The sequence below is a fragment of the Streptomyces sp. NBC_00878 genome (assembly GCF_026341515.1).
GTDB lineage: Bacteria > Actinomycetota > Actinomycetes > Streptomycetales > Streptomycetaceae > Streptomyces.
On record NZ_JAPEOK010000001.1, the window covers coordinates 1,850,398 to 1,866,766 of the forward strand.

The 16,369-nt window shown below is 71.7% G+C and carries 13 protein-coding genes; 3 read left to right on the forward strand and 10 right to left on the reverse strand.

Features of this window, described 5'->3' with window-relative positions; translation table 11 throughout:
- Positions 1–97: 97 nt before the first annotated feature.
- Complete coding sequence (locus OHA11_RS07545) at positions 98–352, reverse strand: hypothetical protein (RefSeq protein ID WP_266493257.1); 255 nt, start codon at positions 350–352, stop codon at positions 98–100.
- Positions 353–491: 139 nt separating this feature from the next.
- Between OHA11_RS07545 and OHA11_RS07550 the strand changes: the two genes are divergently transcribed.
- From OHA11_RS07550 to OHA11_RS07560, 3 genes are all read left to right on the forward strand, one after another.
- Positions 492–1,586, forward strand: coding sequence for an ADP-ribosylglycohydrolase family protein (locus OHA11_RS07550; protein WP_266493259.1), 1,095 nt, complete (start codon positions 492–494; stop codon positions 1,584–1,586).
- 57 nt (positions 1,587–1,643) lie between these two features.
- The gene (locus OHA11_RS07555) at positions 1,644–2,135 is read left to right on the forward strand and encodes an NUDIX hydrolase (RefSeq protein ID WP_266493260.1); all 492 of its coding nucleotides are present in this window, start codon (positions 1,644–1,646) and stop codon (positions 2,133–2,135) included.
- A 105-nt stretch (positions 2,136–2,240) separates the two neighbouring features.
- A complete protein-coding gene (locus OHA11_RS07560; RefSeq protein ID WP_266493261.1) occupies positions 2,241–2,966 on the forward strand; it encodes a Sir2 family NAD-dependent protein deacetylase in 726 nt (241 codons plus the stop codon).
- Between the two features lie 49 nt (positions 2,967–3,015).
- Here OHA11_RS07560 and OHA11_RS07565 read toward each other — a convergent pair whose 3' ends face one another.
- The 9 genes from OHA11_RS07565 to OHA11_RS07605 all read right to left on the reverse strand — a co-directional run bounded on the left by OHA11_RS07565 (position 3,016) and on the right by OHA11_RS07605 (position 16,366).
- Entirely contained in the window at positions 3,016–3,507 is a 492-nt protein-coding gene (locus OHA11_RS07565) for a methylated-DNA--[protein]-cysteine S-methyltransferase (RefSeq protein ID WP_266493264.1), read from the reverse strand.
- A 45-nt stretch (positions 3,508–3,552) separates the two neighbouring features.
- Positions 3,553–5,049, reverse strand: coding sequence for an AlkA N-terminal domain-containing protein (locus OHA11_RS07570; RefSeq protein WP_323186536.1), 1,497 nt, complete (start codon positions 5,047–5,049; stop codon positions 3,553–3,555).
- 180 nt (positions 5,050–5,229) lie between these two features.
- A complete protein-coding gene (locus OHA11_RS07575; protein ID WP_266493265.1) occupies positions 5,230–9,147 on the reverse strand; it encodes a glycoside hydrolase family 2 TIM barrel-domain containing protein in 3,918 nt (1,305 codons plus the stop codon).
- 251 nt (positions 9,148–9,398) lie between these two features.
- Positions 9,399–9,908 (reverse strand): O-acetyl-ADP-ribose deacetylase, encoded by a 510-nt coding sequence (locus OHA11_RS07580; RefSeq protein WP_266493267.1) that lies wholly within the window; start codon positions 9,906–9,908, stop codon positions 9,399–9,401.
- The gene (locus OHA11_RS07585; protein WP_266507030.1) at positions 9,905–11,335 is read right to left on the reverse strand and encodes an NAD(P)/FAD-dependent oxidoreductase; all 1,431 of its coding nucleotides are present in this window, start codon (positions 11,333–11,335) and stop codon (positions 9,905–9,907) included. The genes OHA11_RS07580 and OHA11_RS07585 overlap by 4 nt, the downstream gene beginning before the upstream one ends.
- Before the next feature lie 283 nt (positions 11,336–11,618).
- Entirely contained in the window at positions 11,619–12,464 is an 846-nt protein-coding gene (locus OHA11_RS07590) for an inositol monophosphatase family protein (protein WP_266493269.1), read from the reverse strand.
- 201 nt (positions 12,465–12,665) lie between these two features.
- Entirely contained in the window at positions 12,666–14,807 is a 2,142-nt protein-coding gene (locus tag OHA11_RS07595; protein WP_266493270.1) for a gamma-glutamyltransferase family protein, read from the reverse strand.
- Positions 14,808–14,943: 136 nt separating this feature from the next.
- Complete coding sequence (locus OHA11_RS07600; protein ID WP_266493272.1) at positions 14,944–15,585, reverse strand: DUF4232 domain-containing protein; 642 nt, start codon at positions 15,583–15,585, stop codon at positions 14,944–14,946.
- Positions 15,586–15,697: 112 nt separating this feature from the next.
- Positions 15,698–16,366, reverse strand: a complete 669-nt coding sequence (locus OHA11_RS07605) for a response regulator transcription factor (RefSeq protein WP_266507031.1) — start codon at positions 16,364–16,366, stop codon at positions 15,698–15,700.
- Positions 16,367–16,369 lie beyond the last annotated feature (3 nt).

Here is a 16,369-nt window from a genome sequence, read left to right on the forward strand (position 1 = left end):
CCTTGCACACGTCAAGGCAGTCGCGCCGCTGCGACCCTAACCGGAGGAGGCGGCCGCTGCCCAGCGCGGTTCTCACGTCCCGGACAGCGGCGGCCGGTCAGCCGGCGTCGGCGCCGCGTGAGTCGTACAGCTGATGCGTCAGCGTCCCGCTGCCTCCGAACGGCACGCTGATGTGCTCCAGGATGTCCTCCATGGCATCGACGTCCCCGGTCCGCACACCGATGTCCCCGGTGTTCACCAGAGGCTCGGCGGGCGCCGCCTGCGCGGGCGCCGCACCGGTGACGGACAGGACGGCGACGACTGCGGCGGCGGCACCGGCCGCCAGGACGGTCGTACGGCTCATCGACTTCATGGATCTCCCAGTTCATGGGGCACCGGATTCCGGGACCCCCAACCGCAATACGACTAAAACCCGACGAGCCTCTCATGTGGCGTAGTGCCGGATTTACGTACACCGGGCGGGACCGGCCGGAATTCGGTACACCGGGTGTATGACCCCTGTGGACGTTGACGATCTCGCGGACCGCGTCCTCGGCGGCTGGCTGGGCCGGATCGCGGGCAACATGCTCGGCAAACCGGTGGAGCAGGGCGACCACTGGACGCGGGACCGCATCGACCGCTACCTGCGGCAGGCCGACGCCTTGCCCCTGACGGACTACCTGCCGGAGCCGGCCGGTCAGAGCGACGAGTTCGTGCTGCGTCCGGAGTGGCGGAGCTGCGTACGCGGCAGGATCCACGGCAGCTGCCGGGACGACGACGTCGACTACGCGATCCTCGGGCTGCACCTCCTGGAGACGCACGGCTTCGGCTTCAGTACGGAGCAGGTGGGCGACCTGTGGCTGCTGCGGCTGCCGTATCTGCAGACGTTCACGGCGGAGCGCGCCGCGTACCGGAACCTCGCGAACGGGCTGAGGCCGCCGCTGACGGCGACCTACGACAACCCGTACCAGGAGTGGATCGGTGCCCTCATCCGCGCCGACGTCCATGGCTGGACCAGTCCGGGCCTGCCCCGGCGCGCGGCCTCGCTGGCCCGCCGGGACGCGGTTCTGTCCCATACCGGGAACGGTGTGTACGGGGCGATGTGGGCGGCGGCGCTGGTGGCCGCCGCGTTCACCGCGCCGACCGTACGGGACGCCCTGGACACCGCGCTCACGGTGATCCCGCCGAGCAGCCGCCTGGCGCGTACCGTGCGCCGGGTGTTGACGCTGCACGAGGCCCGGCTGGACTGGGAGGACACACTCGACACACTGGCGAAGGAGACTGCGGGTCTCGGCTGGATCCACACGATTCCGAACGCCGCCGTCCTGACGGCCGGACTCCTGTACGGCGAGGGCGACTTCACCCGCTCCATCGCCCTCACGGTCCGCGGCGGCCTGGACACCGACTCGAACGGCGCGACCGCGGGTTCCGTCGCGGGCGTCCTGCGCGGAGCCGCCGCGATCCCCTCGCAGTGGACGGTCCCGCTGGAAGACACCGTGCACAGCGCGGTGTTCGGTTTCGACGGTGTACGGATCAGTGAACTGGCGGAGCGGACAGTGCGGTTGGCGGTGCGTGCCGACCTGCCCACCGGGGCGGTGACCTCGTAAGGATTACTCCCGGGTGATCTTTCCCGACCGCCGCACCGGCCTCGTTACGCTTGACGAATGACGACTTCTGACTACGCCACGTACATCGCGGGGCTCCCCCGTGTCCTCGTCGGTGCCGCCTCGCTCATCCGTGACACCGAGGGCCGGGTGCTCCTTGTCGAGCCCAACTACCGCGAGGGCTGGGCGCTGCCCGGCGGGACCGTCGAGTCCGACGACGGCGAGACCCCGCGACAGGGCGCCCGCCGGGAGACGCTGGAGGAGATCGGCCTGGACCTGGAGGTCGGCCGGCTGCTCGCGGTGGACTGGGTGCCCGGCACGACGCGACCACCGATCGTGGCGTACCTGTACGACGGAGGCGTGCTGTCGGAGGACCAGTTCAAGGCGATCCGCCTCCAGGAGGAGGAGCTGCTGTCCTGGCGCCTCGTGTCGCGCGAGGAGCTCTCCGAGTACCTGTCGGGCTCCCTGGGCCTGCGCGTACTCGCCGGGCTGAACGTGCTGGCGGAGGGCGCGGGGACGCTGGAACTGGAGAACGGACATCCCGTGACCTGAGCCTCCGGGTTCCTCACGACCCTCCCTGCCCAGGCGCGACGCGTGCTCTCGGGAGGCGCCGATATCCGCTCGCCCCACGTGGACACGCGTCCTACCCTCAGCCTCATGAACAAGCCTCTCGTCGCGCTCCTCAGTGGCGCGGGCGTCTCCACCGATTCCGGGATCCCCGACTATCGCGGTCCGAACGGGCTGTGGCGGCGGGATCCGGAAGCGCAGAGGCTCGTGACGTACGAGTACTACATGGGCGATCCGGAGATCCGGCGTCGGTCCTGGCAGCTGCGGCGGCAGAACCGCACCCTTCAGGCGGAGCCGAACGCCGCGCACCGGGCCGTGGCCGACCTGGAGCGGACCGGGGTACCGGTCCGGGTGATCACGCAGAACGTGGACGGGCTGCACCAGCTGGCCGGAATGCCCGCGCGCAAGGTGCTCGAACTGCACGGCACGGCGCAGAGTGTCGTGTGCACGAAGTGCCACGCGCGGGGGCCGATGGAGGACGCCCTCGCCCGGGCCGAGGCCGGGGAGGCGGATCCGCCGTGCCTGGAGTGCGGCGGGATCCTGAAGTCGGCGACCGTCATGTTCGGGGAGCGGCTCGACCCGGTGGTGCTCGGCGAGGCGGTCGCGATCGCCAAGGCCTGCCAGGTGTTCGTCGCCGTCGGCACCAGCCTTCAGGTACAGCCCGCCGCGGGCCTCGCCGGGGTCGCCGCCGACCACGGCGCCCGCCTGATCATCGTCAACGCCGACCCGACCCCGTACGACGACAGGGCCGACGAGGTCGTCCGGGAGCCGATCGGCACCGCCCTGCCCAAGCTGCTGCGGGAGTTGGCCGACTGAGCGGGAGCCGGGCCGCGGAGCGGAACGGGGCGGTCGCCCGTTTCAGAGGTCAGAACAGGGCCGGGTCCGCCTCGCCCCGTTCGAAGTCCAGCAGTTGCCGCTTGCGCTCCAGGCCGCCGCCGTAGCCCGTCAGGCTGCCGTTCGCGCCGACGACCCGATGACAGGGCACGATGATCCCCAGCGGGTTCTTGCCGTTGGCGAGGCCGACCGCGCGGGATGCGGCCGGATTGCCGAGGGCGTCGGCGAGTTCGCCGTACGAACGGGTCTCGCCGTACGGGATCTTCTGGAGCTGTTCCCAGACGGAGCGTTGGAACGGGGTGCCGTCCAGGTGGAGTTCGACGGTGAACTCCTTCAACTCGCCCGCGAAATAGGCGCGTAGTTCGTCGATGGCCTCGGTGAAGGGCGTGTCGTCCGGTTCGCCGAAGGTCTCCTCGGGTGGTCGGTGTCGTTGGTCGGTCATGTAGAGCCCGGACAGTACGCCGTCGGTGGCGACGAGGGTGAGCAGGCCGTACGGGCTGTCGATGACAGTGTGCTGTTTCACTGGGCGTCCTTGGGTCTTCTGGGGGTCTTCTGGGGGTCTTCCGGCTTACGCGGGAAGGAAGTTGATGGGGTGGCTGTCGGTCGCCCACAGGTACTGGACGGCGTAGGCGCGCCAGGGCCGCCAGTTGGCGGCGCGTGCCGTGAGCGCGGCGGGGGTGGACGGCAGGCCCAACTCCTGGGCGGCGCGCCGGACTCCGAGGTCGGTGGGCAGGAAGGCGTCGGGATCGCCGAGGGCGCGCATGGCGATGACGTCGACGGTCCACGGTCCGAAGCCGGGCAGTGCGAGCAGCCGGGCCCTGCTCTCCGCCCAGTCGCTCTCCACGCCCAAGTGGAGGGTGCCGTCGGCCAGTTGGTGGACGAGTGTGGTGAGGGTGGCCCGGCGGGTGGCCGGCATGGCGAGGGCCTCGGGGTCGAGGGCCGCCAGCGACTCGGCGGACGGGAAGAGGTGCGTGAGCCCGCCCTCGGGGTCGTCGACCGCTTCGCCGTGCGCCGTGACCAGCCGGGCCGCGTGCGTACGGGCCGCCGCCGTGGAGACCTGCTGGCCGAGCACGGCCCGTACGGCGAACTCGGCCTCGTCGACCGTACGCGGCACGCGGCGGCCCGGCGCCTTGTCGACGAGCGGCGCCAGCAGGGGGTCCGTACGCAGTTGGTCGTCGACCGCGACCGGGTCGGCGTCCAGGTCGAGCATGCGGCGGCAGCGGCTGATGGCGACGGTCAGGTCGCGCATGTCGGTGAGGGTGAGCCGGCAGCCGATGTGGTCGGCCGTCGGGGTGAGTGCGACGACGCCGTGGCCGTAGGGCAGACGCAGGGTGCGCCGGTACGCGCCGTCGCGCCACTCCTCGACGCCGGGTACGGCGGTGGCGGCGAGGTGGCCGAAGAGGTTGTCGGGGTTGAGCGGGGACCGAAAGGGCAGCCGGAGGCTCAACACCCCTGGCGCGCCCGACGAGTTGGTGCTGCTCGCCCGGTTCCTCGGCGCCCTGGTGCGCAGCTCGCTCGGGGCGAGGGCGAAGACCTCGCGGACCGTGTCGTTGAAGGTGCGGATGGAGGAGAAGCCCGCCGCGAAGGCGATGTCGGCCATCGGGAGCGGGGTCGTCTCGATGAGCAGCCGTGCCGTCTGGGCGCGCTGGGCGCGGGCGAGGGCGAGCGGTCCTGCGCCCAGTTCGGCGAGGAGCTGGCGTTCGATCTGCCGGGTGCTGTAGCCGAGCCGTGTCGCGAGGCCCGGCACGCCCTCGCGGTCCACGATCCCGTCGCTGATGAGCCGCATCGCGCGGGCCACGAGGTCGGCGCGCTGGTTCCACTCGGGCGAGCCGGGGCTGGTGTCGGGGCGGCACCGCTTGCAGGCTCGGAATCCGGCTTGCTGGCAGGCTGCGGCGCTCGGGTAGAACGTCATGTTCTCCGGCTTCGGCGGCACGACGGGGCAACTCGGCCGGCAGTAGATCCGCGTGGTCAGCACCGCGGTGAAGAACCAGCCGTCGAAGCGGGCGTCCTTCGACTGGACGGCGCGCACGCAGCGCTCGGTGTCGGTGTGCATCCCGTTCTGCATACCTCCCAGCATCGGCCATGGTCATGGCACTGGCTGGCGAGAATCCGACATCTACCTGGGGGTGCCCCCGTCCGCATGGGGCTACCTGGGGGTGCCCCCATCCGCATGGGAACACCCTTCCAGCCGGTCCTTCCGATCCTGCCCCGGGCCCCGCGCCGCGCCGCACCGTGCCCTGCCGCACTACCCGGAGAACTCCCCCGCCGTGGGCCGCCGCGAGGCCGTCGTCGCCGAGTCGACGTCGGTCAGCGGACGCAGCCGGTAGGTGTAGGAGTAGTCGCGGTTGGCGAACAGCTTGTACTCGTCGTGCGTGTGCGCGCCCCAGCTCGTGTCGCCGCCCACTCCCATCTGCCGGTGGTTCAGGCGGAGTACGACCTCGTCCCTCGGGGTCAGCTGGTAGTCGTGGCGCGTCCCGACCGACAGGTCCTCCGGGGTGAAGTGCGAGGCGTTGACCTCAAGGAGCGGTTCGCCGGAGACGAGCAGCCCGGCGCCACCGCGGTCGGTCAGCGCGGCCCAGCGGACGTCGGTCTTGTTGCCGTTCTCCTGCGGGCGGATGTAGGGCGTCCACTGCCCGGAGACGGTCCCGGAGTACAGCCCCACGTCGGTGCCGTCGTTGCGGTCCCAGTGGTTCTCCTCGGGGCCGCGCCCGTAGTAGTGCAGGCGCTCCAGCCGGCCCGGCAGGAACAGCAGGGTGCCGACCTCCGGGATGTAGGGCAGGCCGGCCGCACCCGGGTGCAGCGTGTTGTCGACCTTGATCTCACCGTTGCCGAAGACCGTGTACGTGGTGGTGTACGTCGATTCGGTGGTCGTGGGCAGCCTCCCGGCGACCTTGATCTCGACGGCCCGGTCGCGCAGGGCGCGCACGCCCACGTCCGTCACCTTCCGCCGGGCGCCGGCGTCGCGCCAGGTCTGGTTGCGGAGGTGCTGGCCGTTGCCCCGGTCGTTGTCGGTCGGTGCCCGCCAGAAGTTCGGCACGGGCCCGGAGGTGATCAGCCGGGTGCCACGGGCCTCGTACGACGTGATGACGCCGGTGGTCTTGTCGACGGTGACGGAGAAGCCCTTGCCCGTGACGGTGACGGACGCGTCCCCGTCCTTGAGGCGCAGTGCGGGCACGCGCTCCAGCGGGACCGGCCGCACGGCCGGGCTGCCCGCGTCGACCGCGAGTTGGTGCCTGGCCACCTCGAAGCCGGCCTTCGCCCACTTGGTGCGTTCCTTGGTGGTGAAGGACAGGTGCAGGAAGTACTCCGCGCCGGGCGCCGGGTCGGCCGGCAGCCTGAAGGGCACGGTGATGTCCTTGCCGCTGAGCGGCGGAACGTCCAGCTGGGCGCGGCTCAGTCTGCCGCGCCGCACGATCTCACCGTCGGCGACGAGGGCCCAGCTCCCGTCGAACTCACGGAGGTTGGTGAAGAGGTTCTCGTTGGTGAGGGTGACCGCGGCGCCGACGGCGAGGGAGTCGCCGGACGCCGGTGCGGCGTTGATGGTCTGGTAGACCCGCTTGACCTCCGCGGCCTTGCCGGTGTGTCCGCGGTCGGCGGTGACGATGCCGTCCGCGACGAACGCCCCGTCGTTGGGGTGGTCCCCCCAGTCGCCGCCGTACGCGAAAAACGTGCGCTCCTTGGGCCGCTTCTCGGTGACCTTGACGGTGGCCGCGTCGAACCAGAACCGCACCCCGTCGTCGCCGGGTCCGCGTCCGTCCGACGCGAGCTCGGCCGCGGACAGGGCGCGGGCGTAGACGTGCGCCCGCCGGATCGTGCCGCTGAACTCCCGGGTCGGGTTGTCGACGTCGGTGGCGAGTGAGAGCGGTGCGGTGTTGTTGGCGGGCCGCCGGGTGGTGGTCCGGGTGGCCTTCACCGCGCCGTCGACGTAGAGGGTCAGCGTGCCCGCCTCCGCGTCGAAGACGCCCGCGACGTGGTGTTCCCTGCCGGTCCAGTCTTCCGGCAGCGCCCAGCTCGCGGTGGCCCACTGGCCGCCGCCGTGGATGAAGAACTCCAGAGTCCTGTTCGACTGCTTCAGGGCGTACTGGGTGTCGCCCTTGGCGAGAAGAGGCTGGTCGTAGCCGATCACGGAAGGGGTGACCCAGGCCTCCAGCGTCAGAGAGCCGGTGATGTCGAGGCCGGTGTCGCGGGCGAAGACGGTGCTGCCCGACACGCCCTTCTCGCGGTCGAAGGTCGCGCTGCCGGCCTGGATCTCACCGCACACCGCGCCGGGCCCCGCCTCGGTGAACACCGCGCGCGTCGGGGTCGGCCAGCTCAGGGACTGGTCGACGAAGTCCCAGATCCAGCCGCCCTGCAGCACGTCGTGGCGGCGGATCACGTCCCAGTACTTCGCGAAGTTGCCGGTCGAGTTCCCCATCGAGTGGGAGTACTCGATCATGACGTACGGGCGGGTGTCGGCGGTGTCCTTCGCCCGCTGCTCGATGCGCGCGGGGCTCTCGTACATCTTCGATCGGATGTCGCTGATCCCCGGGCGGTCGTCGCCCTCGTACTGGATGACCCGGGTGGAGTCGTAGGAGCGGATCCAGTCGTGCATGGCGACGAACGTGCTGCCGCTGCCGGCCTCGTTGCCGAGCGACCAGATCACGACGGAGGCGTGGTTCTTGTCGCGGTGGACCATGTTCTGGGCGCGGGACACGCACGCCCTGCTCCAGTCGGCGTGGTTGCCCGGGTACTCGTCACGGATGCCGTGGGTTTCGAGGTTGGTCTCGCCCACGAGGTACAGGCCGTACTCGTCGGCGAGCTCGTACCAGAGCGTGTTGTTGGGGTAGTGCGAGGTGCGGACGGTGTTGATGTTCATCCGTTTGACGATCTCGATGTCCCGGACGATGTCCGCGCGGGTGAGCGCGGTGCCTCGGTCGGGGTGCATCTCGTGCCGGTTCGTGCCGCGGAAGGAGACGGGCTTGCCGTTGATGCGCATCAGTCCGTCCTTGAGCGCGAACTCGCGCAGGCCGACCCGGTGCGAGAGCGTCTCGACGACCTTGCCGGCGGGGTCGCGCAGCCGCAGTACGGCCGTGTAGAGGTACGGGTGCTCGGCCGACCACAGCTTCGGCGCGGGTACGGCCCTCGCGGCCTGTACGGTCACGTCGTCGGCGACCGGGGCGGCGCCGAGGTCGACCGGCTGGAGCAGCGGACGGGGCCAGACGGCGTGCCCGCTCGCGTCGTAGAGCTGGGTCTCGACGGAGTACCGCCCGCTGCCGTTGCCCTTGCCGTCTCCGTAGGCGCGCACGCTCGCGGTGACGGACAGTTCGGCGGCTTTGTAGGCGTCGCTCAGCGGGGTGTCCAGCTTGAAGTCGCGCAGGTGCACGGCCGGTGTGGAGTACAGGTGGACCGAGCGGAAGATGCCGCTCAGCCGGATCATGTCCTGGTCCTCCAGCCAGTCGCCGTCGGAGTAGCGGTACACCTCCACCGCGATCTGGTTGGTGCCGGGCTTGAGGTGCGGGGTGATGTCGTACTCGGCGGGGACGTAGGAGTCCTCGCTGTAGCCCGCCAACTCGCCGTTGATCCACACGTAGTGGGCGGACTTCACGCCCTCGAAGTGCAGGAACGTCCGCCGCCCTGCCCATCCCTCGGGGACGGTGAAGGTGCGCCGGTACTGGCCCACGGGGTTGTAGCGGGTCGGGGCGGCCGGCGGCTGCGGTTCCTCGCCCAGGCCGTTGGGGCCCCAGTAGGGATACGTGATGTTGATGTAGATCGGGAAGTCGTAGCCCTGCATCTGCCAGACGGAGGGGACGGGGATGGTGTCCCAGGAGCTGTCGTCCACGTCCGTGCGGTAGAAGTCGGTGTCCCGGTCGTCGGGACGGTCGGCGTAGGCGAACTTCCACTTCCCGTCGAGGCTCATCCGGTACGGCGAGCGCGTGCGGTCGCCGACCAGCGCCTGTCTGACGTCCGCGTACGGCGTGAGTGTGGTGTGGGGCGGTTCCGTCCCCACCTGGAAGACGTCGATGGCGCCGTTCCACTCCGGGGAGCCGTCCACAGCGTCGGGCCGGTCGGCCGCGTACGTCGGGGCGGATGACGCGGGCAGGGCGAGCGCACCGAGGACGGCGGCTCCGCCCTCGAGAAGTCGACGGCGGCTGACGGGAGGCACGTGCGGGTGCGGGTGCGGCATGGCTGTGGCCTTCCTCGGTGCGACAGTGGGGGTGCGCGAACTGAGGGAGCGTCAGATCCAGTCGAAACTGGCTTAAACCGTCAAAAGCAGTTGGCGGGCGGAAGTTGATGCCAGGACAGAATGCAACTGCTGAGGACAAAGACACCTGCTGAGCCACAGAAAACAGTAGGACCCGAACACAATCGGAGCAATAATCCTGTCGGACTTTGTGTGTTCCTGAGGGCTGACCGGTCAGCCGTCCGATCAGCCGGTCAGTCGGCCCGCGCGGCGAACACCTCGTACGCCCGCTCGTCGAAGAGGACGAACCTGACCTCGGCAACCGCCGTCTCCGTGTCCCGCACCGTGCCGATCGCGAGGCGGGCGGCGTCCTCCAGCGGCCAGCCGTAGATTCCGGCCGAGACGGCCGGGAACGCGACGGTCCGCGCGCCCAGTTCGTCGGCGACCCGCAGGGACTCCCGGTAGCAGGAGGCCAGCAGCTCCGAGCGGTCCTCGCTCCGGCTGAAGACGGGGCCCACCGTGTGGATCACCCAGCGCGCGTCCAGCCTGCCCGCCGTGGTGGCGACGGCCTGGCCTGTCCGGAGGCCCTTGCCATAGTGCGAGGCGCGAAGTGCGCGGCACTCGGCGAGGATCTCGGGGCCGCCGCGCCGGTGGATGGCGCCGTCCACGCCTCCGCCGCCAAGCAGGGAGGAGTTCGCGGCGTTGACGATCGCGTCCACGCTCTGCCGAGTGATGTCGCCCTGGACGAGCTCGATGGTGGTCATGCCGAGTTGGACGCGCGGGCCGACTGACGCAGTCTCTTCCACACGGCCTTGGCCGCGTTGTGCCCCGACATGCCGTGCACGCCCGCGCCCGGCGGGGTGGCCGAGGAGCAGATGAACACCGCGGGGTGCGGGGTGCTGTACGGGAACAGGGACAGCTTGGGGCGCAGCATCAGCTGGAGGCCGGAGGCCGCTCCGCAGGCGATGTCACCGCCCACGTAGTTGGCGTTGCGCGCGGCGAGTTCGGGCGGGCCCGCCGTGGCGCGGGCGAGGACGCGGTCCCGGAAACCGGGCGCGAACCGCTCCAACTGGCGCTCCATCGCGTCCGTGAGGTCCCCGGTCCAGCCGTTCGGCACGTGGCCGTACGCCCAGAACACCTGCTTTCCGGCCGGGGCCCTGGACGGGTCGACGACGCTCGGCTGCACCGTGATCAGGAACGGCACGTCGGGGGCCCGCCCCTCCTGGGACGCCGCACGCAGCGCCGTTCCGATCTCCTTGCTGCTCGCGCCGATCTGCACCGTGCCGGCGGTGCGGGCTTCCTTCGCGGTCCACGGCACCGGTCCGTCGAGGGCGTAGTCGACCTTGAAGACGCCCGCCCCGTACCGGAACCGCTCGTAGTACCGCCCGAAGCCCGCGATGCGGCTCAGCGCGGTGGGCGAGGTGTCGAAGACGTACGCGCGCGCGGGCGGCAGGTCGTCGAGCCGCTTGACCTCGTAGTCGGTGTGGACGGCGCCGCCGAGGTCCTTGAGGTACGCGGTGAGCGCGTCGGAGATCGACTGGGAGCCGCCGCGGGCGACGGGCCAGCCGCGGGCGTGCGCGGCCAGCGCGAAGACGAGGCCGACGGCGCCGGTCGCGAAGCCGCCCAGCGGGGCGACGACGTGCGCGACGAGTCCGGCGAACAGCGCCCTGGCCCGGTCGTCCCGGAACCTGCGCATCAGCCACGTCGAGGGCGGCAGTCCGGCCAGGCCGAAACGGGCGAGGGTGACCGGGTCGCGCGGGAGCGCGGTGAGCGGCAGGGACATGAAGTCCCGCGCCAGGGTGTCCCAGGTGTGGGTGAAGGGCTCGACGAGCCTGCGGTACGCGCCCGCGTCGCGCGGTCCGAACGAGGCCGCCGTCTCGGCCACGGAGCGCGACAGCACGGCCGCCGTGCCGTCCGGGAAGGGGTGCGCCATGGGCAGTTCGGGCTGCAGCCACTCCAGGCCGTACCTCGCCAGCGGCATCGCCCGGAACGCGGGCGAGTTGATGGCCAGGGGGTGTGCGGCGGAGCACGGGTCGTGGCGGAAGCCGGGCAGGGTCAGCTCCTCGGTGCGGGCGCCGCCCCCGACCGTGTCGCGCGCCTCGAAAACGGCCACGGAGAAGCCTCGGCGGGCCAGCTCCACGGCAGCCGTCAGTCCGTTCGGCCCCGCACCCACCACGACGGCATCGAGCATCGACGGCACCTTCGGACTCCTTTGTCAGCCGACGGCCACTGGGGATCAGGATATGCCGGGCCTCCGACAGTCCTGTCCCGGCCCGCCCCAGCCTCGGCCACCTTCAGCTCTGGCCCGCCTCAGCCCCGGTCGGTCTCAGCCCTGGCTCATCTCAGCCCTGGCGGTCTCGGCCACGGCCCGCCTCAGCCCGGACCCGCCTCAGTGACGACTCGCCTCAGCCCGGACCCGCCTCAGTCACGGCCCACCTCAGCCCTGGCCCGCCTCGGTACCGGCCCGTTGCGGGTCAGGCTCCGCCCGACAGCAGCCCGAGGATCCGGCGAGCCGTGGCCTCGTCCCGTGCCGCCGTGAACGGGAGCGTGTTGCCGCCGGTTATGCGGAAGGGCTCCCCCGCGAGCGTCAGGTGCGTGCCGCCCGCCTCCTCGACGAGCAGGAGCCCCGCCGCGTGGTCCCAGGCGGCTTCCCAGGAGAACGCCGTGGCGTCCAACTCGCCCCGGGCGACGGCTAGATACTCGAGCCCGGCCGAGCCGCACGCGCGCGGCACGACGCCTGCCGTGCGCAGGCCGAGGAGCGCGCGCTTCTGGTCGTCCGTCGTGTAGTCCGGGTGGGACGTGGCCACTTCGAGGTCACGGCCGGGGGCGGGCGAGCCGGCGCGGAGGGGTTCGCCGTCGAGGAGAGCCCCCTGCCCTCGCACGGCGACCGCGAGTTCGTCGCGGGCCGGTGCGTACGTCCAGGAGGCCCGCAGGACTCCGCCCTGTGCGAGCGCGACCAGGGTGCAGAAGCCCGGGTCGCCGTGGACGAACTGGCGGGTGCCGTCCACCGGGTCGACGATCCAGACGGGCGCCTCGCCACGGATCGCCTCGTACGACGCCGGGTTGGCGTGGACCGCCTCCTCGCCGACCACGACCGAGCCGGGCAGCAGCTTGACGAGCACCTCCGTGAGGTACTCCTCGGCCTTGCGGTCGGCGTCCGTGACCAGGTCGTGCGGGCCGGTCTTCTCGTCTATCTCGTGTGCCGCGAGCTGCCGGAAGCGCGGCATGATCTCGGCGGCGGCAGCCTCGCGGACGGCCTCTTCCACGTCGGCGGTGCGGTGTGCGAGAAACTCCTCGATGGTTTCGATGTGTCCGATCATGGCTCCATGAGAGCACGCGCCACTGACAATCCCCACCCGCCCGGTGCATCACGGGTGGAATCGCCGTGAACAACCGATGTTCGGAGATCGGCGCCGTGTGAGCCGGGCCGAGGTGGCCCCGTGGCCGATCCGAGCGGGCCGCGCGGCCTGACCTGGCGGGCCCCACGGCCGATCCGGTCGGGACCTCCGGCCGGGAGGGCATCAGCGCCCGACCGCGTACCCCTGCATCCCGCGCGGATTCGCCGCCGCCGACAGCACCCCGGTCCGCGGGTCCCGTGCCACCGCGCACAGCCGTCCCTCGGACCAGGCGTCGCCGACCTGGACGTCGTGGCCGCGCCGACGCAGCTCCGCCACCACCTCCGGGTCCGTGCGGGACTCGACGGTCACGCTGCCGGGGCGCATGCCGCGCGGGTAGAAGGAACCGGGGAAGCTGTCGTTGTGCCAGTTCGGGGCGTCGATGGCGCCCTGGAGGTCCAGGCCGCCGCGTACCTCCGAGCGCAGGGCGACGGCCAGGAAGAAGTGCAGCTGCCACTGGTCCTGCTGGTCGCCACCGGGCGTACCGAAGGCCATGACCGGCACCCCGTCCCGCAGCGCGAGCGAGGGCGTGAGCGTCGTACGCGGACGACGGCCCGGCGTGAGGGAGTTGGGCAGCCCCTCCTCCAGCCAGGCCATCTGGAGCCGGGTGCCGAGCGGAAAGCCCAGCTCGGGCACGACCGGGTTGGACTGCAGCCAGCCGCCGCTGGGCGTGGCCGCGACCATGTTGCCCCAGCGGTCGACGATGTCGAGGTGGCAGGTGTCTCCCCGGGTGGCGCCGTCCGTCGAGACGTCGGGCTCTCCGGGCACGGGCGAGGTCGGCTGCTCGGCAACGGCGGGCTCTCCCACGCCCGCCGTGCGCGCGCCCGCACCCGTGCCCGTATCCACGCCGGTTACGCCCAAGCCAGTTGTGTCCAAGCCGGTTGCGCCCGCGCTGGTTGTGCCCGAGCCCCCGGCGCCCACCGCCCCTGGCACCCCGACGCCCGTCGCGCCGCCGTCACCAGCCCCGGCTCCGGCCCGCGCCACCGTGGGCTCCCCCGCCCCCGGCACCCCGAGCGCGTCGAACCCGTACTCCTCCCCCGCGGCCACCACGCGCGCGTGCCCGCTGAGCCGCGGTGCCCGCCCGCCGGGGCTGCCCGGCCGCAGCTCGTAGGAGGCCTTCTCGCCGACCAGCGCCCGCCGCCCGGCGTTGTACTCCTCCGACAGCAGCTCCGTCAGGGGGACCTCACCCGCGTCCCCGTACCACGCCTCCCGGTCGGCCATCGCGAGCTTGCAGCCCTCGATCAGCAGGTGCACGTACTCGGCGGAGCCGTACCGCGGCAGCTCCGGCGGCAGCAGGGCCAGCTGCTGGAGGAGCGCCGGGCCCTGGCTCCAGGGACCGGCCTTGCACAGGGTCCAGCCCCGCCACTCGTACGTGGCCGGGGCCTCGTAGGACGCGGACCAGCCGGCCAGGTCGGCCGCCGTCAGCGTGCCGGTGTGACGCTCCCCGCTGGTGTCCTTCGTGGGCCGGGCCGCCTGCCGTACCAGGGCCTCCGCGATGAAGCCCTCGCGCCAGATCCGCCGCGCGGCCTCGATCTCGGCGACCCGGTCGCCACCAACCTGGACGGCTTCGGCCTGCTGGACGGTTTCGGACTCCTCGACGGCGTTGGTCTCCTGGCCGGACTCGGCCTCCTGGGCAGTCTTCGCTTCCCGGACGGCCTCGGCTTCCCGAGCGGCCTCCGCGACCAGCCGCTTCCACGTCGCGGCCAGCGTGGGGTTCCGGAACAGCTCGCCCGGCCGCGGAGGCCGCCCGTCCGGCAGGTACACCTCGGCCGACGACGTCCACTCGGTCTCGAAGAGCTCCCGTACCGTCTCGACGGTCTCGCCGACGCGCTCCACGGGCGCGTGCCCGTCCTCCGCGTACCCGATGGCGTACTTCAGGACGTCCGCCAGGGACTTCGTGCCGTGGTCGCGCAGGAGCAGCATCCACGCGTCGAAGGCCCCGGGCACCGCGGCCGCGAGGGGCCCGGTACCGGGTACGAGATCCAAACCGAGTCCCCTGTAGTGGGCGATCGTGGCCCCGGCAGGTGCCACGCCCTGCCCGCACAGCACGCGCACCTCCCCGTCCGCCGGGGCGAGCACGATCGGCACCTCTCCGGCGGGGCCGTTGAGGTGCGGCTCGACGACGTGCAGCACGAATCCGGCGGCGACGGCCGCGTCGTACGCGTTGCCGCCGTCCTCCAGCACGGCCATCGCCGACTGCGAGGCGAGCCAGTGCGTGGAGGACACCATCCCGAAGGTGCCCTGGAGCGTGGGTCGGGTCGTGAACACGGGGAACTCCTCACTGTGGCGCGGGCATCCGGACCGCGAGCGGGCGCCCGGCAGACGTCCGGCGATCGTACGCAGCCTGCCGCCCCCCTAACCCCGAGGGCTACCCCGAGGGCTACCCCGAGGGCAGCTCGGAGGGCTACGCCGAGGGCTGCCAGGCCGTCGTCCCCAGGATGTTCTCGGGGCCGATGTCGAGTGGATTCGGAGGCCGGACGGTCACGGTGTCGTCCCCCTTCTCCGGGGCGACGCGGAGGTACACGCCGTCCTGGTTGTGCATCCGCCAGTACAGGGCCGCGTGCGCGGTCTCGCCGGGGTCGAGGGTCACCTGTCGGGGTCCGGGATCCTCCGGTGCCATGGACACCTCGTCCGTGCCCTGGACAGTCCGTACGCCGGGGAAGGGGTCGCCCGACTCGTCGAGGACCGTGACGGACGGGTAGCCGTTCAACGTGTACCGGCGGTCACCGCAGTTGGTGACGTCGAGGCCCATGGCGCGCAGGCCCATGGCCGCGTCGCCCGCGTCGGCCCGAAAACGCAGGCCGGACGGCGGGCAGCCCTGCTCCTCCTGGACGGGTACGGACGGAGAGTGCGTGGGGATCCCGGACGGGGACGGATTCGCGGCCCGGGTCGGTATCTCCACGGTCAGCGTCTGCGTCGGTGTGGGCTTGCGCTCGGGGTTGCCCTCCCGGTCGAGCTCGGCGGAGAGCCCGCAGCCGCTCACCCCCAGCGCCAGCAGGCAGACGAGGGCGACGCTGAGGATCGATCTCGGGCGTATCGCGATCACGCGCCGATCATCACACGGGACCTGGCCGGAAGCCGTCGCTCCGCTCCCTGTTGCCAGTCACGCACCCGTTGCCATTCACGCACCCGTTGCCAGTCACTCCACCCGTTGCCATTCACTCCACCTGCCCGCGTGCCGCGACCAGCCCCGACTCGTAGGCGAAGACGACCAGTTGGGCGCGGTCCCGGGCGCCGAGCTTGGTCATCGCGCGGCTCACATGGGTCTTGGCCGTGAAGGGGCTGATGACCATGTGGGCGGCGATCTCCTCGTTGGTCAGGCCGCGGGCGGCGAGCGCGGTGACCTCGCGTTCGCGGCGGGTGAGGCACTCCAGTCCTGGGCAGCCGGCCCGGTCCGGCGGCCGGGCCACGAACTCGCCGATCAGCGTGCGGGTGACGGACGGCGACAGCAGGGCCTCGCCGCCCGCGACGATCTCGATGGCCTTCAGCAGGTCGGCGGGCTCGGTGTCCTTGAGCAGGAACCCGCTGGCACCGGCCCGCAGCGCCTCGAAGACGTACTCGTCCAGGCCGTAGTTGGTCAGCATCACCACGCGTACGCCGGACAGTTGCGGGTCGGCGGCGATGCGACGGGTCGCCTCGATGCCCGTCATCACCGGCATCTGGACGTCGACGAGGGCGATGTCCGGGACATGTGCGCGCACCAGCGCCAGACCCTGTTCCCCGTCGGCGGCCTCGCCGACCACCTCGATGCCGTCCTCGGCCTCCAGGAGGGCCCGGAACCCGGCCCGCATCAGGGCCTGGTCGTCGACCAGCGCGACCCTGATCAAGCC